Below are 24,001 nucleotides of genomic sequence, written 5' to 3' on the forward strand. Positions count from 1 at the left end.
GATCACACCAGCAATCGTGGCCTTTTTCCTGTCGACTCAGGCCTTCGCGGCCCCCCGCCGCACGGTGGTGGCCAGCGGGGACTGCAAGGACGCGGAGCTGAGCGGGCAGGCCAAGGCATTCCTGGGAGCCCTTGCCTCGCGCCCCGAGCAGGACACACTCACCGCCAACCAGTTCAGCGACCGGCTCTTCCCGCAGCCCACCAAGAGCTACGAGGACCTCCAGCGGCAGCTCGAAGCCGCCCAGGACCAGTTCTACGAAGGCCGCAACGCCAGGACGCTCCAGGCCGTCGACGAAGCCCTGCAGCAGATCACCCGGCTCCCCGTGGGAGACGCCCGCTGGAAGCTCTACGTCGAAGCACAACTCCTCCACGGCCTCAACTACCGAGCCATGGGTAAGCCAAAGGAGAGCGACTTCGCGTTCCGCAACGTGCTGCGGCTCCAGCCCGAGTACCAGCTCAACCCGGACTACTTCGCCCCGTCCGTCCGGCAGAACTTCGACAAGCTCCGGAAAGAACTCGCGCAGACGCGCAAGGTGAAGCTGTCCGTGAAGTCCACGCTGCCCGCCGCGGACGTGTACCTGGATGGGCTCAAGGTGGGCCAGACGCCGCTGTCGCTCGATGCGGTCCCGGGCACCTATCACCTCACGCTCGTCAAAGGCGCCACCACGAGCTTCCCACGGCACGTCCAGGTACAGGGCACGGAGACGCCGCTGCTCGTCGACGTGGCTTATGAGGGCTCTGTCTCCGCGAGCCCCTTCCCCTGCCTCGCCACCTCGGACGGCAATGACGAGCGCACGCTGAGCCATGCGGTCCGGCTGGGTGGAACGCTCGGCGTGGAGGAAGTCATCGTCGTCCGACTCGAGCGCCCGAGCAGCGGGCCCAAGTGGTTCGCGGCGACCGTCCTCAATGTCGAAGGAGGACAGAAGCTCCGCGAAGGCGGCTTCAAGACCCAGGACGCGGACGCTCCGGATGAGGCACTCGCAGCGCTGGTCGACTTCGTTACCACCGGCCGCTCGCCCTCCAACCTCGTGGTGATGAACGCCAATGGAAAGGCCCCGTGGGACTCTCCTGGAAGCGTGGGCAGGAATGGGAGCGCGTCAGCAGGCGGCATGGACCTGACGGCCCCCAACCTCATGCCAGAGGGCGACGCGTCCGGGGCACGTTCCACCTCCGGGCTTCGCACGGCCTCGTATGTCGCGCTGGGAACGGGTGTAGCCGCATTCGGTGGCGCGGGCGTCGTCCGCCTCCTGGCCCAGAAAGACGTGAACGCGCTGGAGAAGCGGCTCGACAACGGCCGGATTCTGTCCAGTGACAGGGAGGCGATGGGGATTCGTGACTCGCTGGTCCAGAAGAGCCATGTCCTCAATGGGTTGCTCATCGGCGGAGGCGCGGCGGTTGTCACGGGCGCGGTGCTCTACCTCCTGTCTCCAGATTCGAGCTCGGCACCGCCCGTCTCGGTAGGGCTCTCCGCGGACAGCCACGGCGCGGCGGCCTCACTGTCTGGTTCGTTCTGACGCACTATTCATGAATCCAAGGACACGCATTCCGCGAGAGGTGGACCATCCGAGTCAGTCCACCTCCTGAGCAGGCAAGCAGACACGTCGAGCGCTGGATAGGAGAGACGCGTCAACACACACCGCCAAGCCACCACGGCGCATAGAGTGCCGCCCATGATGCGAGCCCTCTTCATCCTGCTGCTGGCCACGAGCGCCTCCGCGGCCTCCCCCCGAACCCTCCGGGTCGACTACTTCCACACCGGGAACGCCACCGAGGAACGGTTCAGCCTCGACAAGGTCGTCGTCGAGCCGCTGCCCTGGCCCGGCCACTTGGAACGCGCCATCGATGAGACGAACCTCGGCAAGTACCTCTTCGAGGTCCGAGACCGGGAGAACAACCGGCTCCTGTTCTCGCGAGGCTTCGCGTCCATCTACGGAGAGTGGGAGGTCACGAACGAGGCGCGCAGCAGCAACCGCACCTTCCATGAGTCGCTCCGCTTCCCCGCGCCTGAGCGCCCCGTACAGGTCCTCCTCAAGAAGCGGGATGCCCAGAATGCCTTCCGCGAAGTGTGGTCACTGGTTGTCGACCCGAAGGACATGTTCATCGACTCGTCGTCTCCTCCCGCGCCCGGGCCGCTGCTGAAACTGCTGGAGAACGGGCCGTCAGCGCAGAAGGTCGACCTGCTCATCCTGGGGGACGGCTACACGAAGGCCGAGCACGCCAAGTTCGAGAAGGATGCCCGGCACATGGTGGACATCCTCTTCACCTTCTCTCCCTTCAAGGAGCGCAAATCGGACTTCAACGTGTGGGGGCTCGTCCCCGCCGCGGCCCAGTCCGGCATCTCTCGCCCTTCGACGGGAGTCCACCGGCGCTCTCCCATCGGCGCCACCTACGATGCCTTTGGCAGTGAGCGCTATGTGCTCACCTTCGACAACAAGGCCTTCCGCGAGGCAGCGGCCTTCGCGCCCTACGAGTTCGTGGAGATCCTGGTCAACGGCAACACCTACGGCGGCGGCGGCATCTTCGGGCTCTACGGCACCGTCGCCTCGGACAGCCTGTGGGCGCCCTACGTCTTCGTGCACGAGTTCGGCCACCACTTCGCCGGGCTGGCCGACGAGTACTACACCTCTGAATCCGTCTATGCGCCCGCCGCGGACCGCCTGGAGCCCTGGGAGAAGAACGTCACCGCGCTCCACTCCCCGGAAGACCTGAAGTGGAAGCACCTGGTGTCACCAGGAACACCCCTGCCTACCCCCTGGAACAAGGAGGGATACGAAAAGCATGCCACCGCCGTGCAGAAGCAGCGCGGCCAGATTCGGGCGCAGCGAAAGCCCGAGTCAGACATGGACAAGCTCTTCCTGGCCCAGCGGGACTGGGAGGAAAAGTTCCTTTCCTCTCAGAAGTATTCAGGCCGGGTCGGGGCCTTCGAGGGGGCCATGTACGAGTCGAAGGGCTACTACCGGCCACAGGTCGACTGCGTGATGTTCACTCGGGATCGCGTCCCATTCTGCGCGGTGTGTCAGAGCGCCATCTCCGAAGTCATCGACCTGTATTCCGGCCCTCCGGCCAGGTCTCCTCAGGCCAATCCCTGAACGCCTGAAAATCCGGGCACCTCTTGTGTGAAATGCCCATGTCACCAGGAGCGGACATTGGATTGCCCTCCGGTTCAGGTGTAAGGGGGACGCAACCTGCTTCCCATGGAGGGGAACTCATGCAGAGACGATTTTGGCTCCCGGCGGTCGTCACGGCCGTGATGGTCACGATGGGCACGGGATGTGGCGACGAGTGCGTTGACCTGTATGACTGCCGCACTGACAAGGGCCCGCCGGCCGCCGGCAAGCAGTGGACCTGTAACTCTGGCACGTGCGAGCAGCGCGACATCACCCAGGGCCCGGATGCGGGCACCGAGGAAGATGCGGGCACCGAGCCGGATGCCGGCGAAGGTGACGCGGGCACCGACCCGGACGCCGGCACGGAGGGCTGCACCAGCAACGCGACCTGCGGCCTGACCGAGACCTGCAACACCACGACGAGCGAGTGCGAAGACTCGGGCTTTGTCACGCCGGTGGCGACGACCAGCACGCAGATCCAGGCGGTCCGGGATGCGGCGGATGGCGCGCTCGACCCCGCGCTGGCCATCGAGGGTGCGTTCGTCACGTTCATCAAGCCTGCCGTCACTGGCAGCAACGAGGTCCCCGGCTTCTTCGTCCAGGCCGAGGCCCAGGGCCCCGCCCTGTTCGTGTCCGACGCGACGGCGCTGGCCGCGGTCGCCGTGGGTGACCGGGTCAGCTTCTCCGTGTCGTCGAAGGCGACCACCGGCAGCCTGCGCTCCGCGGCCACCGTCACTGGGACCACGGTCATCAGCCAGGGCCACCCGGTTCAGACCCAGTCGACGGCCACCCCGGCCGGCCTCGCCGTGAACCGCTCCGCGGACACGGCGGACACGCTGGTGACCGGTCTGGACTCCGTGGAGTCCGAGCTCACTTACCTGACGGGCACGATTGCCGCGGCCGGCAGTGGCATTGGCGCCGGCTTCACTGGATTCCAGATCACCACCGCGGGTGTCACCGCTGGCGCCGCCAACTTCCGGCTCCGCGTGCCCGCGGCGCTCGCCACGGATCTCGACATCATCCAGGGCTGCACGTTCACGCTGAACGCGGGCCCCATCTGGCGGTTCGATGCCAACGCCCAGCCGTCAGCGTTCACGGCTTCCGAGCTCACCCTGTCGGGCTGCGCCGCGCCGACGTTCGCGTCGGCTTCGGCGACGTCACTGACGGAACTCGTGCTCAGCTTCAGCCGCAGCATCTCAGCGGCGAGCATCACCAACGCGCCGGAGCAGTTCACGCTCACCGAGGGGCTGACGATCTCCGATTTCCGCGTCGAGGGTAAGCGGGTCGTCCTGACCACGAGCGAGCAGACCCCGGGCACCACCTACTCCGTCACCGTCGCGAACACCGTGACGGACGTGGCGGGAGGCTCTGTGGCTTCGGAGGCCAGCACGCAGACGTTCCGCGGCTATCGCGCGCCGGCCGTTCTCCAACTGACCGAGGTGCAGCCGAACGGGGGCACGGGCACCGCCCCCAAGGACCTGGTCGAACTTCAGGTCCTCACTGCGGGAACCACGTCAGGCCTCATCTTGGTCCAGGACAGCGTCACCGCCACCCCCGGTACGCTCGCCAGCTTCCCCGACGTGGACGTCGCGGTCGGCGACATCATCGTGGTGCATCTCAATGCAGCCGCGGACTTCCCTGTCGAAACGCAGGCCAAGAATGAGCACCCGCAGAGTGCCAATTCGACGCACTTCGATACTGCCTGGGACTTCAAGGGCAATGGCGCCAACTCCATCACCTACTCCAGCCGGGTCATTCTCGTGCAGGACGCGGCCGGAGCCATTCAGGACGCGGTGCCCTTCCGGTCGACAGGCACCCCGCCTGGTGCGTTCCCGGGCCACCTGCAGGCCATCCAGGCGGCCGGCAAGTGGCTGCCGGTGAACTGCGAAGGTGCTCCCTGCACCAACACGTCCACGCCTTCCGCTGGTGACGTGTCCGCATCCTGGGCGGGCATTCCGAACAACGCGGGGCCCACGAGCAACAGCGTCCGCCGCATCAGCGCGACGGACACCAACATGAAGGAAGACTGGGCGGTGGGCGCTCCTTCGTGGGGCCTGCCCAACTTCTAGTCTGACGGCTTCCACATGAAGCCTTCGGGCCGCGGCTCCTTGTGAGCCGCGGCCCTTTTCTTTGCCCTGGGTTCGGTGGGACCCTGTGCGCCGTCGTCACGGCTGCCTCTACAGTGCCGACACTTCATCCGTGGGCCCGACTCCTTCGCGGGCCGGAGTCTTCATGCGCGCCCATCACGCCCTGCTCCCCATCCTCGCGCTGCTGCTGACCGCATGTTCTGACTCCGCGCCTCCCCGCACTGACGACACCGGACCGGGACTGGCCATCACCACGGAGGCGCTCCCCGCCGCATCCGTCGCGCAGGCCTATCGCAGCTCCCTCACCGCTTCGGGTGGCACACCTGCCTATTCGTGGCGCGTCGCGCAGGGCGCACTGCCCACCGGACTCAGTCTCTCCACCCTGGGCGAAGTCACCGGGACGCCCCAATCGACAGGCACCGCTTCCTTCGACGCGGAGGTCCGTGATTCCCGCGGACGGACTGTTCGCGCCACGTTCGAGCTCGAGGTGCTCAACGCCGGCCTCCAGGTCGCGTCATCCACGCTCCCCGATGCATACGTCGGCGACAACTACGCCGCGCAACTCGACGCTTCGGGCGGCACGGCGCCGTACACCTGGACGCTCGCGGAGGGCACCCTCCCGTCGGGCGTGCGCCTCGACGCACAGGGGCACATCTCCGGCGTTCCCGCCAGCTCCGGCACCTTCTCCGTCACCGTCCACGTGCAGGACGCCACCGGGCTTTCGAGCCAGCGTGGCCTCGCGCTCTCCGCCTTCACCGCGCCCTATCTCGCGGGCGGCACGCTCCCCTCCGCCTCGCTCGGAGCGGCCTACTCCACGGAGCTTCACGCCGTTGGCGGGCGACCACCGCTTACGTTCCGCATCACCTCGGGTGCCTTGCCCTCGGGCCTCCAACTGGATGCCAGCCTTGTCCGAGGGACGCCCAGCGAACCAGGAGCCGACGCCTTCACCGTCGAGGTCCAGGACGCCAATGGCCGTTCGGCGTCCGCCACATTCAACCTCACCGTCCAGGGCGGCATCACCATCACCCCCAGCACCCTGCCGGATGCCTATACCGATGCCGCGTATCGACAAGGCCTGTTGGTGATGGGTGGACGCGCGCCTTATGCCTGGGCGCTCAGCGCGGGTTCGCTTCCCGCCGGCATCCGGCTCACCAGCACCGGCCTGCTCGAAGGCACCTCGTCCACGACGGGTACCTTCTCCTTCTCCGTCCAAGTCACCGACGCCGACGCACGCGTCGCCACCCGAGCGCTCAACCTTGTCGTGTACCGGCCTCCGTCCGTAGCCGGACCGGCGCTTCAGCTCGACGGGTATGTCTCGCGGTCCTTCAGCGCGACGTACTCCGTCACCTACGGAAAGGCGCCGTATTCGTTCGCTCCAGCCAGCCCCCTTCCCTCCTGGCTGCAGCTCTCCGCCTCCGGGCAGCTTTCAGGCACGCCCCCCGCTCCCGGTACCATCAGCGGACAGGCCGTCGTCACCGACGCGAACGGACGGACGGGCACACGGGACTTCACCCTCACGGTCTACGAACTCCCCACCGTCGTCACCACGTCGCTGCCCGATGCGCGCAAGGACCTGCCCTACTCCACCCAACTGCAAGCATCCGGCGGCAAGGCGCCGCTCTCCTGGCACATCGTGTCGGGGATGCCGCCTTCGGGGCTCACGCTCTCAACATCAGGAACCCTCAGCGGCACCCTCTCGGAGCTCGGGTACTCAGCGTTCACAGTCACAGTGACGGATGCCACGGGCCAGCAGGGTTGGCACGCGATGGTCCTCCACGTGCGCACCGCCAGCGCGCCCCTCACAGTGGCGCATTGGAACCTCGAGTGGTTCGGTGCCCCCAACCAGGGCCCGCCGGACTCCACCTCGGAGGGCGGAACGACGGACGACCTTCAGATTGCCCATGCGCGCGACATCATTCGCGACTCGGGCGCCAATGTGTGGGGCCTCGTGGAGATGGTGGACGCCGCGGACTTCGCCACCCTCAAGGAGCAGCTCCCCGGATTCAATGGCTTCCTCGCCAATGACACGTCCTTCGTCCCCAACGGAACGGCCTACTACAGCAACGGCGAGCAGAAGCCCGGCATCCTCTACGACAGCACCCTCACGCTGCAGGGGGCGCAGCTCATCCTCACCGCGAACGACGCGGACTTCGGTGGTCGCCCCCCTCTGCGCGTGGACTTCACCACGACCGTCCAGGGCGTGAGCACCCACCTGGTCGTCATCGTCGTTCACATGAAGGCGTTCGACAACGAGACCGCCTACGGACAGCGGCAGCGCTCCAGCGCGGCGCTCAAGTCGTACCTCGACACATCCCTGCCCACCGAGCGAGTGCTCGTCATTGGCGACTGGAATGACGATGTCGACCAGTCCATCACCCAAGGCAGCGACGGCAACCCTCTGCCCAGCCCCTTCGCTCCATTCGTGGCCGACACGCAGCGCTACACCTTCATCACCGAGCCACTGTCCCTGCGCGGCTTGCGCACCACCGTCGACTATCGCGACGCCATCGACCACACGCTCGCCTCCAACGAGATGGCCACGAACTACCTGCCCGGCTCCGTCGAAATCCTGCGCCCGGACGCGTGGATTCCCAACTACGGCGACATCGTCAGCGACCACTATCCCGTCATCAGCAGCTACGACCTGGGAGACTCCAGCGGCGGCACGGACCCAGAGCCCTTGTCCAACCTCATCATCAACGAGGTCCTGCCCAACGAGCCCATCCCGCCCGGGCAGACCGTGTCGGACACCCATTACGAATTCATCGAGGTGTACAACGCGGGGACCTCCACCGCGGACCTGTCCGGCTGGAGCCTGTCGGACTCCGCATCCGTGCGGCATGTCTTCGCCCCTGGCACCACGCTCGCTCCCGGCCGGGTCTTCGTCGTCTTTGGTGGCGCTCGAGGCTTCCCGGCCGGTACGCCCGCTACCGTGGCCGCATCCTCGGGCGGCCTGGGCCTCAACAACGATGGCGACGTCGTCAGGCTCCTCTCGCCCGATGGGAGCAACGTCAATGAGATGTCCTACGGAGGCACCTTCGACAACATCTCCTTCAACCGGTCGCCCGATGCCACGCCCGACGCGGCGTTCGACTACCACCATCTGATTACTCCGGGGCTCAGCTCATCCCCGGGCCTCCGCGTGGATGGCCGGGCGTTCTGACCCGCTCCCGCGAAGGACGCCTCCGGCCTCGGTTTCAGCGAAGTGAATCGAGCGGCGAGCCTGGGCCCGCGGTGTCCTCGCGTGGGGCTGACTCTTGCGGACGCGGTGGTTCGGCACCGGGCCCCGGCATCCCATCCACGCGGTGCGCCACCAGACCTCCGGGTCCATCGCCGTAGGTGACACGAACCTCGTCTCCCTCGTGATACTCCCGCAGGCCCGTGACGGGCTCGCCCTTCATGAAGAGGCGGGTCTGCTCATCCACTCCGACGTCGTACTCCACGCCGTCATTGCCGCGGATGAGCAGCTCGTTGTCGCCCACCCACTCCACGCGGCCATGGAGCTGGTCCGTGGGCGCTGGCCGTCCCGAACCGCCCTGCCCCGCTCCCTGTGTGCCCACGGGAAGCGAGCCGGAGCCAGGCGCCCCGGATTCTGGGGGCCGCTCGCGTGAGGCCATGAGGCCGCGAAGGACATCCGAGCGGCCTTCTCGCTCGCTCGCGGATGGAGGCCCTCGGTTCTCGCTCCGCTGGCCGCAACCGAGCCACACGGCGAACAGCCCGAATGCCATCATCCTCCAACCGCGCGTTGCCCTCATTCGCTCGTGCCCCCCGCGTGTGGAAGTTCATCGCGACGGCCGGCCCGCCCCGGCCCGCTCCTGTCTCTTCCTCAACATGCGGATGGCCCTGGCGGCCGAGACCCCAGTGCTTCCCAAGGCGCGCCTTGATGGCGACCAGGAAGAGGGTAGAACGCTCCGTCGCACGGCCCCTCTGCCTGCGTGGATGCCCCGACCTCGAACGCAGCCACCGGCCGTCCCGAACCGGTGACCTGAGTCCTCATGACATGGAGGACCCTCGTTGTCCCCAGCTCGCCCCAGGCGCCGCGGAACTCCTCATCAAGCCCGCCAGTGAAGAGCCTCCCGCCATGGGGACCATCCGTTCTTCCTTTCGCGCTCCCAGGAAGAGCGAGATGGAGAGCAGACACCCCCTGGCTCAAGGACTCGACGTACCTGCCGGGCCCTGCCTAATTTCTCGTCTGGCAGCACCCCTCGAGCACCACGGTCCTCGTACTCGTGAGCAAGACAGCAGCCTCCCTCCCAGCCTTGAAGGCGGGCCCGGCACATCCCGCGCCTTCATCATGCGTGTGGCTGGTCGATGACAGTCCCACGCAACTGGCGCAAGCCCGCGAACTGCTGTCGAAGCACTACGCGATTGAGACCTTCAGCAACGCCGAGCAGATGCTGGAGCGGCTCTCCCTAGGGCAGCCTCCCGAGGTGCTCCTCTTGGACTGGCAGTTGCCGGGCATCTCGGGACTGGACGCGTGCCGCTATGTCCGCGAGCACTACGATGATGTCACCCTCCCCATCCTGATGCTCTCCATCTGGGGAACTCACGACGACTTCACGGAAGGGTTGCGGGCGGGAGCCAACGACTACATCGCCAAGCCCTTGCACGACGCGGAGCTGCTCGCCCGAGTCGCCAGCCTCCTGCGCATCCATGCTCAGGGCGAGCGGCTGAAAGAACGCGAAGCATACCTGTCCACGACGCTCTCCAGCATTGGTGACGCCGTCATCACCACGGACCGCGCCGGACGTGTCGTCCTCCTCAATCCCGCGGCCGAGCGCATCACCGGCTGGCGCACCACGGATGCCCGGCAGCGGCCGGTGGCAGAGGTCTTTCGCATCATCGACGCAGCCAGCCGGAAGCCCCTTGAGCTGGCGCCCGTTCTGGATGCGGAGAAGGGGCACGCGGGGCCGACGCTGCTCATCCGTCAGGACGGGACAGAAGTCCCCATCGAGGGCAGCGCCGCGCCGATTCGCACGGGGCCACATGAATTTTCGGGCGCCGTGCTCATCTTCCGCGACGTCACCGAACAGACCCAGGTGCGTCAGCGCAACGAAGCCCTCACGGAGCGGCTGCGCGCCAGTGAGGCGGAGCAGGCCATGCTGCTCGACGCAATCCCCGTCCTGGTCTCGTTCGTCAGCGCGGACGAGCGTTACGGCCGCGTCAACAAAGCGTATGAGGACTGGTTCGGGCATTCGCAGGAGCAACTCCGGAACCAGAAGATTCGAGACATCATCGGAGAGGCGGCCTACGCCGTGCTGAGCCCCTTCGTGAAGCGGGGGTTGGCGGGAGAGAGCATCTCTTTCGAGCAGCATGACGTACCCTATCGGTTCGGAGGCAAACGGGACGTGCAGGTGTCCTTCATCCCGCACCGTGAGCCGGGACAACCCGGGGCCGGCTACGTGGCGCTCCTCCAGGACATCACGGCGCAACGGAAACTGGAGCAGGAGCGGGAGCTGCACGCGCGAAGGCTCCAGGAGCAGGCGGAGTTCGAACAGCAGCTCATCGGCATCGTGAGCCACGACCTGCGCAATCCCCTGGGCGCCATCCTCCTGGGAACGGAGCGGCTGAAGCGCTCAGAGGAACTGGACCCAAACGCCCTCAAGACCGTGGACCGCATCCACGCGTCGGCCTCCCGTGCCGTGCGGATGGTGAAGGAGCTCCTCGACTTCACCCAGGCCCGGCTGGGCGGCGGCATCCGGCTCGAGCGCAACCCCATCGACCTCCATGCGCTCGTCCGGACCGCCGTGCAGGAAGTGGAAGAAGCCCACCCTTCCGCCCACGTGGAGGTGGTGACGAGCGGCGATGGGCAGGGCGCGTGGGACGCGGTCCGGCTCTCCCAGGTGATTCAGAACCTGGTGACGAACGCCGTGAAGTACGGCCAGCCCGAGGCCCCCATCGAGGTGACGCTCGAGGGCGACCGCGACCAGGTGACACTGCGCGTCCACAACGAAGGTTCCCCCATCCCGCCCGAGCGCCTTCCGAACATCTTCCAGCCGCTCCAGCGGGGCATCGATGACGTGGACGTCGCGAGCCGCAGCGTAGGGCTGGGCCTCTTCATCGTGAAGGCGGTCGTCGACGCGCACCAGGGGCACATCGACGTGAGCTCCGCGCCAGGAGAAGGGACCACCTTCACCGTCACGCTGCCACGGCGGGCGGCGGTGAGCCGGGAACAGTCGGGGCCCACTCGTTGAGCGGAGCCCCTCGACGCGCGCACTCCCATCGGGGGCACCGGTCAGCCCCCGACGGTCCTCCGAACTATTCGATGGCGAAGATGAGCGTCACCTTCCCCTGCACCGTCTGCTCCTCGGGCTGGATGGGCGTCGACATCCCGCGGGCATCCGCTGCCTCGGCCATCGCGAAGCGCGCCGGGTAGAGCTGCGGCGGCTCCGTCACCGTGCTCGCGTCGAGCACCGCGCCCAGCTTCACGTTCAGCGACGCGGCCAGCACCTCCGCCGACTTGCGCGCCCGCGCCACTGCCTGCCGCAGGGCCTCGCCCTGCACCGCCTCCTGGCGGCTCAGCCCGAAGCGCACCGAGTCCACCCGGTTCGCGCCCGCCGCCAGGGCCTGGTCCAGCAGGTTCCCCACCCGCGACAGGTCCTTCACGTGGACGCTCACCAGGTTGCTCACCCGGTAGCCCTTCAGCTTCGGCTCCGTCTGGTTCGGCAGCGGCGGCGCGTACTCCGGGTACACCGAGTAGTTACGCGTCTGGATGTCCCGCCGTGCGATGCCCGCGGACGTCAGCGCCGCAATCACCTTCTCCATCCGCTTCGCGTTCTGCTCGCCCGCCGCCTTCGCGTTCGGCGCCAGCGTCTCCACCGCCACGTCGACGAAGGCCTCGTCGGGCTGCGCCTTCACCTCACCGGTGCCTTCCACGCGAATCGTCCGCACGCCCGTCGGGGCCTGCGCACGCGGCGCGGAGATGGGCTGGGGCTGCGCGAAGGCCGTCAGGCCAGTGAGCAACATCGCTGTCAGCAACAGGGGTCGAACAGGTCGAGCGAACATGGTGCCTCCTCAGGAATGGGCCGCTGCGGGTCGTACTGCAACGTCCTTACCCCTTGGAACGGCCGTCAACGGGTGACATTCATATTCCTCGTGCCCGTGCCCGGGGCGCTCCTTCTCCCTCCTGGAAGAAGGAGCGCCGGACTGGCCGGAATCTTGTCCCGGCGGAATGTCACGGACTGGCGGCTTCGGCGCCGGCCATCTCACGCACCACCTGACTGGGGCCCCGACTCGCCACCGAGCGCACCTTCGTGGTGGCCTTGCGCCGCGCGGCCCTCAGCGCATCCCGGCCCATGTCCATCACCGCCGACACCGCGCCCGCGACCAGGTTGCCGGGCGGCGTGTCCGGCGCCATCGGGTGCGGCCGCGTGGGCGCCGCCTTCCGCGACATCTCCAGCACGTCGCCCATCGTCCGAAGTTCCTGCGGACGGAAGACCTTCTTCAGCGCCGGGAAGAGGTCGCTCTCCTCCTGCAGGACGTGCGCGCGCACGTTCTCCATCAACACCTGCACCTTCGCGTCGAAACGCTCTGCTTCCGGGGACATTCCGTCCAGCTCCGCCAGCAGCCACTTCACCACGTGGTGCTCCTCCAGCGAGCGCAGCACGTCCGGCCCCAACTCCTCCGAGCGTGAACGAACCGCGGGGTAGAACACCTGCTCCTCGATGGTGGCGTGCACGGCCAGCTCTGTGACCAGCTGGTCCACCAGCCGACGCTTCAACTTGTGGGCATTGGGGCCCGCCTTCTCGAACTTCCGGAACAGCTGCTCCACCGTCTTGTGGTCCGCCTTCAGCAACGCGATGGCATCCATGGACGCACCTCCCTGAAGAGTTCGTTGGCCGCTGGCCTCCTGGCGCAGCGCGGCATGTCGTGGATGGTGGGGATGACGCCGCTTGGATGCGCGGGCGGCGCACGGACGGACTGGCCGTACGGCCGCTCAACGGGCAACCCGCCACGCCGCTGGGGATGCAACGGGCGCCCAGACTCCCGGGCAATCACCCGTGGGCGTTTCGCGGGCCAATGTCCGTGCCACCGTACCTCGGGAGGATGGGGTGCGCCGCTGATTGGGACTGGGGAAGGGAGAGCACCATGATGAATGACATCCTGCGCGTCCGGGTCGCGCGCGTGACTCGCGAGGCCGAGGACATCCTGTCGTACGAGTTGGTCGCGACGGAGGGAGGCAGCCTGCCCCCCTTCGAGGCCGGCGCCCACCTGGAGGTCCACGTCCCAGGACCGGGAAACTTCCTGCGCGCGTATTCACTCTGCAACGACCCGGAGGAGACCCACCGCTACGTCATCGCCGTGGCCCGCGACGCCAAGGGCCGCGGGGGCTCGAACGCCATGCACGAATGGGTGCACGAGGGGGGCGTGCTGGAGGTGAAGCCTCCTCGCAACAACTTCCCCCTGCTGTTCGCGCGCAGCTACGTGCTGGTGGCGGGAGGCATCGGCATCACCCCCATGCTGTCCATGACGCGCATGCTCCAGCGCACCGGCGCGGACTACACGCTGCACTACTGCGCGCGCGAGCCCGGCCGCACCGCCTTCCACGAACTGCTCTCCCAGGCGCCCTTCGCCGAGCACGTGCGCTTCTCCTTCGACGGAGGGGACCCCGCCCGGGGCCTGGACGTGAAGGGACTGCTGGCCACGCGACAGCCGGGGGCCCGGCTGTACTGTTGCGGTCCCACGGGGTTGATGAAAGCCGTGCGCGACGCGGCCACCCTGCACCACTGGCCTTGGGAGAAGGTGCACTTTGAATCCTTCACCGCCGAGGGCACCAGCGCCGCCACGGGCCGGGAGGAGCAGGGTTTCGAGGTGACCATCCGCAGCACGGGCCAGGTGCTGCAGGTGCCCGTTGGCCAGTCGGTACTCAACGTGCTGCGCCGCAACGGGGTGCGCATCCCCAGTGACTGCGAGGCTGGGACGTGCGGCACCTGCGTCACACGGGTCTGCGACGGCCAGCCCGACCACCGCGACACCTTCTTCCAGGCGGAGCCCGCGGGTGACCAGCGCATGCTCGTCTGCGTGTCACGCGCCCGCTCCAAGCGGCTGGTGCTGGACCTCTGACACGGCCGGGCCGGGAGCTATGCCGCCCGGCCCGACGCCTCCCGGCGAGCACGCGCCACTTCGGACCGGACGAGCTGACGCAAGGCTTCCGGGTCGAAGGGCTTCTCCACGCGCGGATTGCCCACGCGCTCCAGGAACGTCCGCGCGGTGGCCGTAAAGGCGCCGCCGGTGATGAACACGATGCGTTCCGCCGCTCGCGAGTCCACCTGCGCGAGCGCGTCGTACAGGTCCATCCCGGTCATCTCCGGCATCATCAGGTCGCAGAGCACCACATCGTAACGGGCCTCTGGCCCGGTCAGTTTCTCCAGGGCTCGCCGCGCGCTCACCAACACATCCACGTCGTTCTCTCGCGCGAGGGTGCGGCGGATGGCGCCACTCACCAGGGCATCGTCGTCCACCACCAGCACGCGGCCTCGCGTTGCCGCCTCGGTAGCGGAGAACCGTCCATCCTCGCCCATGCGGTCTGGAGGCGGCCCATCCGCGCTCGCATGGGTGGACGACGGCTCGCCCAGGTGCGAGCCCACGGTGCCCGCATCCGATGACCGTGACATGCCGGATGTGACACTGGCGTCCTGCGAGGCCATCCGCCCTCCGTTCTCCTGGCTCGCCGCCAGGGCGTCGGAATCCACTGCCCGGCCGTCCGTGGACTTCGCCTGTGGAGGAGTGAGGCCCCCCCCAGCGCCTTGCGTCCGCTCCGGAGCAGAGGCCCGCGGCGTCGAGTCCAGTTCGGCATGCGGGGCTGCCTCGCCACGCAGGCGCATCGTGGTCGCGTCGCTCGCCGCCACACCGTGCTCGACGGACACGTCGGGCGCCGTCGCGATGTGTCCCGAAGACGCTGGAGTCACAGGCACCGCGGCCCCCGGCACGCCTCGCTCCGACGTCGCGGGAGGCTCCACCGAGGCACCGTCCTCTCCAACCCGCTGCGCCTCCGCCGCGGCCCTCAGCGTCACGCGGAACACCGAGCCCCGCCCGGCCTCGCTGTCCACGGCGATGGTGCCGCCCATGGCCGTCAGGTAGGCGTGGCACAGCGACAGCCCCAGCCCCGTGCCCACGCCCACCGGCTTCGTCGTGTAGAAGGGGTCGAAGATGCGACCGAGCAGCTCCGGCGAAATCCCGCTGCCCGTGTCGCGCACCTCCGTCACCACCCGCCCATCCGAGCCCCTGCGCGTGACGAGCCGCACCTCGTTCGACTCCGCCCGTCCCTCCGGCAGTGCCTGCGCCGCGTTGATGAGCAGGTTGAGGAACACCTGTGCCAGGCGCGCCTCGTTGCCCTCCACGCGCGGCACGTCGCCGTAGTCGCGCACCAGCTTCGCGCGAGGGCGCAGCTCGCCCATGGCAATCTTCACCGCCGAGTCGAGCACCGCGTGCAACTCCACCGGCCCCTGCTTCTCGTCATCCGGCCGGGAGAACATCTTCAAGTCCTGGACGATGCGCCGCACGCGGTCCGCGCCCAGCAGCGCGTCACGCAGCGCCTGATTCACATCCTTCAAGCGAGCGCCCACGTCGCGCGTCCCGTCCAACTCCCGCGCGAGCGCGTCCGCCTCCTCGCTGGCGTGCTCCAGGTTCGACACGATGTACGCCAGCGGGTTGTTGATTTCGTGCCCCACGCCCGCCGCGAGCTGTCCCACCGCCGCCAGCCGCCCCGTCTGCACGAGCTGCGCCTGCGCCTGCCGGAGCGTGCGCATGTTCGCCTCCAGCTCCGCGTTGGCCCGCGCCAGCGCCTGCGTGCGGTCCTTCACGCGCTCCGCCAGCCACCGCTCGCGGTCCTTCAACTGCCCCACGCGCAGCAGGTACACGCTGACGCCCAGAATCCCCACGCCCAGCACGCACAGCAGCCAGAAGCCCGTGCGCTGCCACAGCTTCGGCTCCAACACGACGTCCAGGGACACCGGCTCGGTCCACCCGCCGTCCCGGCCCTTCGCCTGGACCTCGAAGCGGTAGCTGCCTGGCCGTAGGCCGTTGTACAGGGCCCGCCGCGACTCCGCGTGCACCCAGGTGTCATCATGGCCCGCCAGCCGGTAGCGGAAGGGCAGCCGCGCCGCGTCCACCGGGGTGAAGGCCGTGAAGCGAATCTCCAGCCGCGAGGCCCCGGGCTCCAGCTCCACCGGCCCCTCCATCGGCACCGGCGAGCCCTGGACGCGCACCTCTTCAATCCGCACCTCGGGCGGCTGCCGGCTCTCGCGCACCCGCACCGGGTCCACCACGATGGCGCCGCGCAGGTTGGTGAACCACAGCCGCCCGTCCTGCCCCCGCCACGCCGACGGCTGCGTGTTGCCGTTGCACTCCGCGCTGCGCATGCCGTCGCGCGTGTCGAAGTCCAGCGTCGTCAAACGCGGACGCACGCCAGCCGCCACATCCTCCAGGTCGCGCCGAGACACGCGGGACACGCCCTTGTTGCTGCTCATCCACAGCGAGCCGTCCCCGTCCGGCACCAGGCTGAACACCGCGTCGTCGTACAGGCCCTGCGCGACGGTGAAGCGCGCCCAGGTGTCCTCGCGCCACCGGCCCAGCCCCGTCTCCGTGCCCACCCACACCGTACCGTCAGGGTCCGCGTGCAGCGCCAGCACCAGGTCGCCCGGCAACCCGTCCTGCTGCGTGAAGCGCTGGAAGCCCTTCTGCTCGCCGTCCCAGCGCACCAGCCCCGTGTCCGAGCCGAACCACACCCGGCCGTGCGAGTCCTCCACCATGACGATGATGGGGTTGGTGAAGCCGTGCTTCGGGCCGTACACCGTCACGCCGCCGCCATGCATCCGCGCCAGGCCCGCTTGCGTGCCCAACCACGTGTCCCCCCGCGAGTCGACCAGGATGGCCGTCACCACGTCGTGCGGCAGCCCCTGCGCGCGCGACACGCGCGTGAAGCGCTGGCCGTCATACCGGTATGCACCGGTGAGGGTGCCCACCCACAACGTCCCGTCATGCGCCTCGTGCATCGCGGGGATGACGCTCTCCGGAAGCCCTTGCTCGGTGCCCACGTGGTGGAACGTGCGGTCCTCGTACCGGAACAGGCCGCTGGTGGTCCCCACCCACAGCGTGCCGCGGCGGTCCTCCAGCACGGCGCTGACCGTCTCGTCGGCCAGCCCCTCGGGGATGCCATATGTGGCGAAGGGACCGTCACGCAGGCGCATCAGGCCCGAATAGGTGCCCACCCAGAGGTGGCCGTCCCGGTCCTCCAGCAGCGACAGCACCGCGGACTCCGCCATCCACTCCATGCCGGGCACCGGCTCGCTGAAGCCCTTCGTGTTGTGCCGCGTCAGGCCGCCGCGATGCGTGCCCACCCAGAGGTTGCCGTCACCGTCGGCGTACAGCGCGTTGACGGACAGGGACGGCAGGCCTTCGTCGGTCGTGAAGCGCTGGGCCACCACGCCATTCCACGAATAGAGGCCCGCTTTCGTCCCCAGCCAGAGCACGCCCGTCGCATCGCGACGCAGCGCCATCACATAGGGCCGGGACTCCGGCCCGGGGAAGGGGAACGGCGCCGGCTCCACGCGCCCATCCACCCACCGGGCCAGCCCCTCCGGCGTGCCCACCCAGAGCGATGTGCCCTCACCGGGCGTCAGTGCCGTGATGTGGGAGGCAGGCAGGCCATCCGCCACCGTGTACTGGCGCGCCACGCCCTCGCCCAGCGGCACCTGCCAGAGGCCCGTCGTCGTCCCCACCCAGAGCACGCCATCCGTCGCCACCAACGTCTCCACCCGCGCGGAGTCCAGCGGCGCGGCGGCGCCGGGAGCGCGCTCGAAGTGGCCCTTGCGGTACGCCACCAGCCCCTGGCCCGTGCCCATCCACAGCGTGCCCGACGCATCCTCCGCGAGCGCCTTGATGGTGTGGTTGCGCAGCTCCGGCGCGTTGCGCTTGTCGAACACGGTGAAGCGCGCGCCGTCGAAGCGGGCCAGTCCCTCCCACGTGCCCAGCCAGAGGTAGCCGTCGCGCGTCTGCACCATGGACAGCAGGCTGTTCTGCGGCAGCCCGTCGTCGCTGCGCCACGTGTCCTGGCTGTACTGCGAGACACGACGCTGGGGGTCCAGGGCCATGCCCGGCGTTGCCAGGACGAGTCCCACGACGAAGAACCACCCGATGAACCCCCGCCCGAGAGCGCGGGCTCGCTGCCCCGGAGTGCGCATGTCGCCTGCAGTGTCCGGCAGAAACGGCCCAGAGGCCACACGCCGCCGAATTCACCGGAGGTGGAACGTTCAGTGAACGGTCTTGGCGGCAGCGGCGAGGGACCGGCCTCCTCCCCCTGTACAGCCCCACCGACTTCCCCCCGCCGCTGCCGCCGCGTCCGCCACCACCTGTGGAGCCGGGAACCGCACCCCCGGCTCCGTCATGGCCTTGGCCATTGCGCGCCCGGCGAGGAGGCCCCGGTGGTGGCGGAGGCCTCCGACGCGTCGCGCAGTGGTGAAGATGCGAGCCACGCCCCCACCGCGCCACTGCGGGAATGCGACACCCTGGGTGTCCCCTGGTCGAACCCAGCGGAGCCATGAGGCGCACGTCCTCCCGTCCGGTCTATGCTCCGCGCGCCGAAAAGAGGGTGGATGAGCAACGGGTCGTTGTTTGCGACGGACCAGGTGACCACGCAGGCGCGGTACCAGTGGCACCTGTGGGTGGCGGATGTGCTGGACCTGGGGACGTCCGTCCTCGTGGGCTGGGGCGCGTTACGCGCGCTGGAGCAGGACCGCACCCCGCTATCGATGCCCCTGGCCATGGCCCTGGCGTGGCTCACCGCGTCCGCCGTGGGCGGGTTGACGGGCCGGACCTTCTGGCGACAGGTGGCCGGGGTGAAGCTGGTGCACGCGGAGCGCACGCCCGGGTTGCTCCGCGGCCTGGCCCGCGCCTTCACCACGCCGCTGGACCTGCTGCTGAACGGGGTGCTGATGCGCCGTCCCCTGGACACGCTGCTCGGGCTCCACGCGGAGCCCGTTGCTCCCGGCGCGGGCCCTCGCCTCAAGGGCGTGGCGCTCCAGCTGCCCTGGCTGGCGGTGCTGGCGGGCGCGGTGTGGCTGCTCGTCACCCCCACCAAGGCGGAGATGCTCCAGTACCTGGGCCGCACGCTGACGGGCTGGCACTGCTGCCACGGCACGCGCGAGGTGACGTGGCAGTGCCGCACGTCCCTAGACCGCGCGGTGCGCAACGCCCGGAGTGGGGACGCCGAGGTGAAGGCGCTCGTCGCCGACTGCCCCGTCGCCGGCGCGCGGCTGGGGCCGTGAGCCTTCCGCGTCCGTCACGGCGCGGAGCGCCTCAGCGCACCTTCACCCGCAGCTCGCCTTCCTTGCAGATGACGCCCAGGTAGCCGGAGCCCACGTCGAAGTTCGGGTTGTGGCGGAAACGGCTGGCCGTCTTCCGGTCCCCGGCCTTCACGACGCCCAGCCACGCCGCTTTGCGGATGTCCTTCACCACGTAGCAGTCCGTCCAGTCGATGGACTCGTGGTTCTGGACCTCCACACCCGGGTCCAGGAAGCCGCCCACCCCGCCCTGCTCGCTCGCGTGGCCGCGCAGCGTGCGCTTCGCGGGGGCCGCGGCCACGACGGCCTCCACCTCGCCCTTGTCGGGCTCGGCGGCCTGCGCCTGGGACTCCTCGGTCGCCGACGCGTCGGCGGGGGCGTCATCCCGTCCAGGCGCCGCCACGAAGAGGTCCCCCGAAGCCGCCAGGGCACGGTCATCCAGTTCGATGAACGCCCGCGTGGGTCGCATCACGACGCCGCGTCCCGGCCGCACCACCCGGGCCCGCCCCAGCACCTCGCGCTTGCCGTTCTTCAACGGCCCCAGCACGTCCATCTCCGCGCCCGGGAGGAAGCCCCGCCCGATGATGCTCCGGTCGACATAGTAGCGCCCGTTCGCGCGCTGAATCGGGAGCACCTTCGCCGGCGTGGCATAGACGACGGCGGGCTCGACGGTGACCGCCGTCTTCTTCGCGGAAGTCTTCACCGACGCGGGGCGTGGCGTCCGAGCCCGCTCGGGCTCCGCCTTGTCGTTCTCGGCGTGCACCGAGGACGGCGCGGACGCCACCTCTGCGGAACCCGGCCCGCCCGCGGCCACCACCGCCGCACCGGCGTCAGCGCCCGTGCTCGCGTCGGACAAGGGCGCTGCTTCCACGGTCGCCCCCTGCCGCGCGGCGGCGACGGGCGTCTCCACCCCCTCGTCGGAAGCCGGGGGCGACGCGACCTGCCCTGAAGCACCGGCCACGGTCCCGGTAGCCACCGGCGCCACGCCCGACGACTGGACGAAGAGCGCGGTGACAGCGGAGGTGGCAATCACCAGCAACACGGCGATGGCGGCATAGAGCCCCACAGGCCGCTTCCGGGACGCCCGTTCCTCCAGCGTCGCCGCGGACACGACGGTGGGCGCGACGACGGACTGGGACGCGGCGGGCTCGCCACCCGAAGCCACCACGACGCTGGAGGGCGAGTCGGAAGGCGGCCGCACCGTGGTGCTCCCGGTGCCCAGGTCATCGCCGTCCGCATAGATGGCGCCGGGACGGGCCACGCCTCCCGAGCCGAACCCGGACTGCACCGCCGGGCCGCGCATCAGCGTGGGCTCGAAGCCCGCGGCCTGCTGCGGCCCGGTGCCATAGCCCGGCGCGGGGGTGCGGCGGTGGTTGGAGGACGAAGACACCTTGGAGATGAGCTTGCGCTGGGCGTCGAACGCCTCCGGGCACAGCGCGCGCACGAAGTGACCCACCTCCTCGGCGCCCATCGCGGTCCCCGAGCGCACCAACTCCGTGTTGAGCGCGCGCGCCAGTTCGTCCGAACGCATGTAGCGGTCGTCCGGGCGGGCCGTCAGCGCGCGGCGCACGGCGGCGTCCAGCGCGGCGTCCACGTCCGGCCGCAGCTCGCTCAGCGACGGCACCACCGGCTGCGACATGGCCGCCATCATCTCGCCCACCGTCCCATGGGGGATGAGCGAGCGGCCGGCCAGCATCTCCCACACCACGACGCCACACGAATAGATGTCGCTGCGGTGGTCCAGGGGCTCGGCGCGCACCTGCTCGGGGGACATGTACCCCAGCTTCCCCATCACCGTGGACGGCAGCGTGTACTTGCTGCGCGCCGCGGACTTGGCGAGGCCGAAGTCGATGACCTTCACCTCACCTTCATAGGACACCATGACGTTGTGCGGGGACACGTCGCGGTGGACGATGCCCAGCGGCGAGCCGTCCGGCCCCGTCTTGCGGTGCGCGTAGCCCAGGCCCTCCGCGATGCGCTGGCCGAGGAACAACGCCACCGGCACCGGCACCGCCACGCCCTGCGAGCGCGCCTGCTCCAACAGGTAGGCCAGGTCCACGCCGGCCACGTACTCCAACGCCATGAAGTACGTGCCGTCCGCCTCACCCATGTCGTAGACCTGGGCAATGGACGAGTGCACCAGGTGCACCAACACCTTGGCCTCGTGGTGGAACCGATCCAGGAACTGACGGTCCTTCAGCAGCGCCGGCAGAATCGTCTTCACGATGCACGGCTTCTCGAAACCGGCCGCGCCGCTGATTTTCGCCAGGTACACCTCCCCCATGCCCCCCTGGCCCAGGGGGTGGACGAGCTCATAGCGCCCAAGGAAGCGGGAGGACTCTGTAGGGACGGTACTCATGGCGTCTGGCGGCAGCGAAGCACCCGAAAGCGGACGGAATCAAGCAGCGGGCGACTTCCTTCCCTCAGACACTGCCAGGGCCATGGACGGAAACTCGCCCTCCGACAGTGCGGCCGCCGCGTACCCGTCGGGCGGGGTGGGTGTTCAGGAGAGCGGCGAATGCCGGGTGCGTGCGTGAAGGCAACCCTGATCTGGAGCCTCATTCCGCCGCTCAACAGATGCGGTGTGAACCGCCGCACCTCAGGCAGGGGGGCGCCCCCCAGTCCGTTGCCACGCTTTCGCGAAATGCGCTCCCTGGGGGATGCGCGCCCGGTGTCTCCGCCGGGTGCCGTTCGAGAAGGAGCGGCTCATGAAGCGGTGGGGACTCATGGGGCTGTTGGCACTCGCGGCATGTGGGCCGGACGACTCCTCAGACAAGGGAGCCCAGAGCCAGGTCTGCCCGAACATCATCGCGGGCTCCCTGTCGGAACCCGTGGAGACACGGCACGTCCAGGCCCCCCTGACGGATGACGATGGCCGGCAGCGGGTCATCATCCGTTACCGGAATCAGGGGGTGATGGGCACCGCCCGCGTGCAACAGGTGGGTGGACAGGTGACAGCCACCTTCCGCTCCACGCCCGCGGTGGCGGCGCGCATGACTCTCCAGGAACAGCGAGCGCTCCTGGCCGAAGACCCGACAGTGGAGAGCATCGAGCTGGACCAGGAGTGGCGCGCCCTGGCCCCCGCCACCGTGCCGATTCATCCCGTCCTGGCCTCGGTGGCGCGGGGCGCCACGCCGCGCGAGTTCACCCCCGGGCTGCGCAAGGTCCAGGCGCACGAGGTGTGGGACGTGGATGGGGACGGACTGCCGGACCCGGACCGGCCCACGGGCGCGGGCGTGCGGCTGTGTGTCATCGACAGCGGCTTGGATTTGGAGCACCCGGAGCTGCGCGACGCGGTCGTCGCCGGCCGCGACCTGCTGGAGGACGATGACGACCCCTCCGACTTCAGCAGCGGCCACGGCTGGGGCACCGGCCACGGCACGCACGTGGCGGGCATCATCGCGGCGCGGCCAGGCCACGGCGGGCGCGGCTCGCCCCAGCTGTCGGACACCGGGGTGATGGGCGTGGCACCGGGCGTGGAGCTGATCATCGCCCGGGTGCTGGACATCCACGGCCGTACGCACATGAGCTTCGTCCTGGCGGCGGTGGAATACTGCGCGGAGCAGGGCGCCAAGGTCATCTCCCTGTCGCTGGGCGGCGGCGTGCCCTCCAAGACGACGTTCGAGGTCTTCGCGGCGGCCCACGCGCAGGGCATCCTGGTGGTGGCCGCGTCGGGCAACAGCAACGCCCAGCGGGTGGACTACCCCGCGTCGGACCCGCACGTGCTGGCGGTGGGCGCGGTGGACGCCCTGGACCAGCGGGCCACCTTCTCCTCCGGCGGAAGCCAACTGGCGCTGGTAGCCCCGGGCGTGGACGTGCTGTCCACCTTCCCGCGCGGACAGGGCGCGTTCTCCACGGTGGACGTGCGGGACACCCGGCCGCTGTCGCGCTCACTGCTGTATGCCCCCATCGAGAACAAGTGGGGCAAGCTGGTGGATTGCGGGGGCGGCGCGACGCTGGACTCGTGCAAGGGCAGCACGTGCAGCGGCTTCGTCGCGTACGTGCGGCACGGCGAGGTGCCCACCGACATGGCCATGGTCAACGTGATGAAGCAGGGCGCGCGCGCCGTCATCTTCGGTAACTCGAGCTGGGAGGGCGGCGTGGACATCCTCGCCATGCCTCGGCGAGGGCAGTGGGTGCCCGCCGTCACCATCACCCAGGCGGGTGGCACCGTGCTGCACCGGATGCTGGGGGAGCTGGCCCGCATCAGCATGAGCCCGGCGGACTACGCCTATATGTCCGGCACCTCCATGGCCACGCCCTACGTGAGCGGCGTGGCCGCGCTGCTCTTCAGCGCCCGTCCCTCCGCCACGCCGGACCAGGTCAAACACGCCCTGTTGTCCTCGGCGAAGGACCTGGGGCCTTCCGGCCATGACGAGGACTTTGGCCATGGGCTGGTGCAGGCCCGCAGCGCGCTGGAGGTCCTCACCCAGCTGCCCTGAGGGGTGGGAAGGACAGTCGCACCAGGTGCCCCACGGCCCGCGTGGGCCTGATTGCCAGGCCCTCCCGCGCGGACCACGTTGCCTTTC

The 24,001-nt window shown here is 69.2% G+C and carries 13 protein-coding genes; 8 read left to right on the forward strand and 5 right to left on the reverse strand.

Annotated elements, in window-relative coordinates:
* The first annotated feature begins 16 nt into the window (after window positions 1-16).
* The 4 genes from F8M74_RS00865 (at window position 17) to F8M74_RS00880 (ending at window position 8,356) form a co-directional block, all read left to right on the forward strand.
* Complete coding sequence (locus tag F8M74_RS00865) at window positions 17-1,513, forward strand: PEGA domain-containing protein (protein ID WP_171410184.1); 1,497 nt, start codon at window positions 17-19, stop codon at window positions 1,511-1,513.
* Between the two features lie 156 nt (window positions 1,514-1,669).
* Complete coding sequence (locus tag F8M74_RS00870) at window positions 1,670-3,088, forward strand: IgA Peptidase M64 (protein WP_171410183.1); 1,419 nt, start codon at window positions 1,670-1,672, stop codon at window positions 3,086-3,088.
* A 119-nt stretch (window positions 3,089-3,207) separates the two neighbouring features.
* Window positions 3,208-5,175, forward strand: a complete 1,968-nt coding sequence (locus F8M74_RS00875; RefSeq protein ID WP_141256582.1) for an Ig-like domain-containing protein — start codon at window positions 3,208-3,210, stop codon at window positions 5,173-5,175.
* A gap of 163 nt (window positions 5,176-5,338) precedes the next feature.
* Entirely contained in the window at window positions 5,339-8,356 is a 3,018-nt protein-coding gene (locus F8M74_RS00880; RefSeq protein ID WP_141256581.1) for a putative Ig domain-containing protein, read from the forward strand.
* A 34-nt stretch (window positions 8,357-8,390) separates the two neighbouring features.
* On the opposite strand, the gene F8M74_RS00885 is transcribed toward F8M74_RS00880, so the two are convergent.
* A complete protein-coding gene (locus F8M74_RS00885; RefSeq protein WP_228559582.1) occupies window positions 8,391-8,810 on the reverse strand; it encodes a hypothetical protein in 420 nt (139 codons plus the stop codon).
* A gap of 681 nt (window positions 8,811-9,491) precedes the next feature.
* Between F8M74_RS00885 and F8M74_RS00890 the strand changes: the two genes are divergently transcribed.
* Window positions 9,492-11,387, forward strand: coding sequence for a PAS domain S-box protein (locus F8M74_RS00890; RefSeq protein WP_171410182.1), 1,896 nt, complete (start codon window positions 9,492-9,494; stop codon window positions 11,385-11,387).
* 64 nt (window positions 11,388-11,451) lie between these two features.
* Here the strand turns inward: F8M74_RS00890 and F8M74_RS00895 are convergent, their stop codons facing one another.
* Together F8M74_RS00895 and F8M74_RS00900 are read right to left on the reverse strand one after the other, a co-directional pair.
* Window positions 11,452-12,198 (reverse strand): SIMPL domain-containing protein, encoded by a 747-nt coding sequence (locus tag F8M74_RS00895; protein WP_141256580.1) that lies wholly within the window; start codon window positions 12,196-12,198, stop codon window positions 11,452-11,454.
* Window positions 12,199-12,367: 169 nt separating this feature from the next.
* On the reverse strand, window positions 12,368-13,003 hold the full coding sequence (locus F8M74_RS00900; RefSeq protein ID WP_141256579.1) for a hemerythrin domain-containing protein: 636 nt from the start codon (window positions 13,001-13,003) through the stop codon (window positions 12,368-12,370).
* Window positions 13,004-13,281: 278 nt separating this feature from the next.
* Here F8M74_RS00900 and F8M74_RS00905 point away from each other — a divergent pair, with 278 nt between their 5' ends.
* Complete coding sequence (locus tag F8M74_RS00905) at window positions 13,282-14,256, forward strand: PDR/VanB family oxidoreductase (RefSeq protein ID WP_228559584.1); 975 nt, start codon at window positions 13,282-13,284, stop codon at window positions 14,254-14,256.
* 17 nt (window positions 14,257-14,273) lie between these two features.
* Here the strand turns inward: F8M74_RS00905 and F8M74_RS00910 are convergent, their stop codons facing one another.
* Window positions 14,274-18,374, reverse strand: coding sequence for a two-component regulator propeller domain-containing protein (locus F8M74_RS00910; RefSeq protein ID WP_216619840.1), 4,101 nt, complete (start codon window positions 18,372-18,374; stop codon window positions 14,274-14,276).
* 411 nt (window positions 18,375-18,785) lie between these two features.
* Between F8M74_RS00910 and F8M74_RS00915 the strand changes: the two genes are divergently transcribed.
* Entirely contained in the window at window positions 18,786-19,457 is a 672-nt protein-coding gene (locus F8M74_RS00915) for a hypothetical protein (RefSeq protein ID WP_228559586.1), read from the forward strand.
* Between the two features lie 31 nt (window positions 19,458-19,488).
* Here F8M74_RS00915 and F8M74_RS00920 read toward each other — a convergent pair whose 3' ends face one another.
* Window positions 19,489-21,831 (reverse strand): serine/threonine-protein kinase, encoded by a 2,343-nt coding sequence (locus F8M74_RS00920; protein WP_141254865.1) that lies wholly within the window; start codon window positions 21,829-21,831, stop codon window positions 19,489-19,491.
* A gap of 349 nt (window positions 21,832-22,180) precedes the next feature.
* Between F8M74_RS00920 and F8M74_RS00925 the strand changes: the two genes are divergently transcribed.
* Window positions 22,181-23,914 carry a S8 family serine peptidase gene (locus tag F8M74_RS00925; protein WP_228559588.1) on the forward strand — a complete coding sequence of 578 codons (1,734 nt, stop codon included), beginning with the start codon at window positions 22,181-22,183 and terminating at the stop codon, window positions 23,912-23,914.
* The last annotated feature ends 87 nt before the right edge of the window (window positions 23,915-24,001 follow it).

It is taken from the genome of Myxococcus sp. CA023, assembly GCF_010998615.1.
Taxonomy (GTDB): domain Bacteria; phylum Myxococcota; class Myxococcia; order Myxococcales; family Myxococcaceae; genus Myxococcus.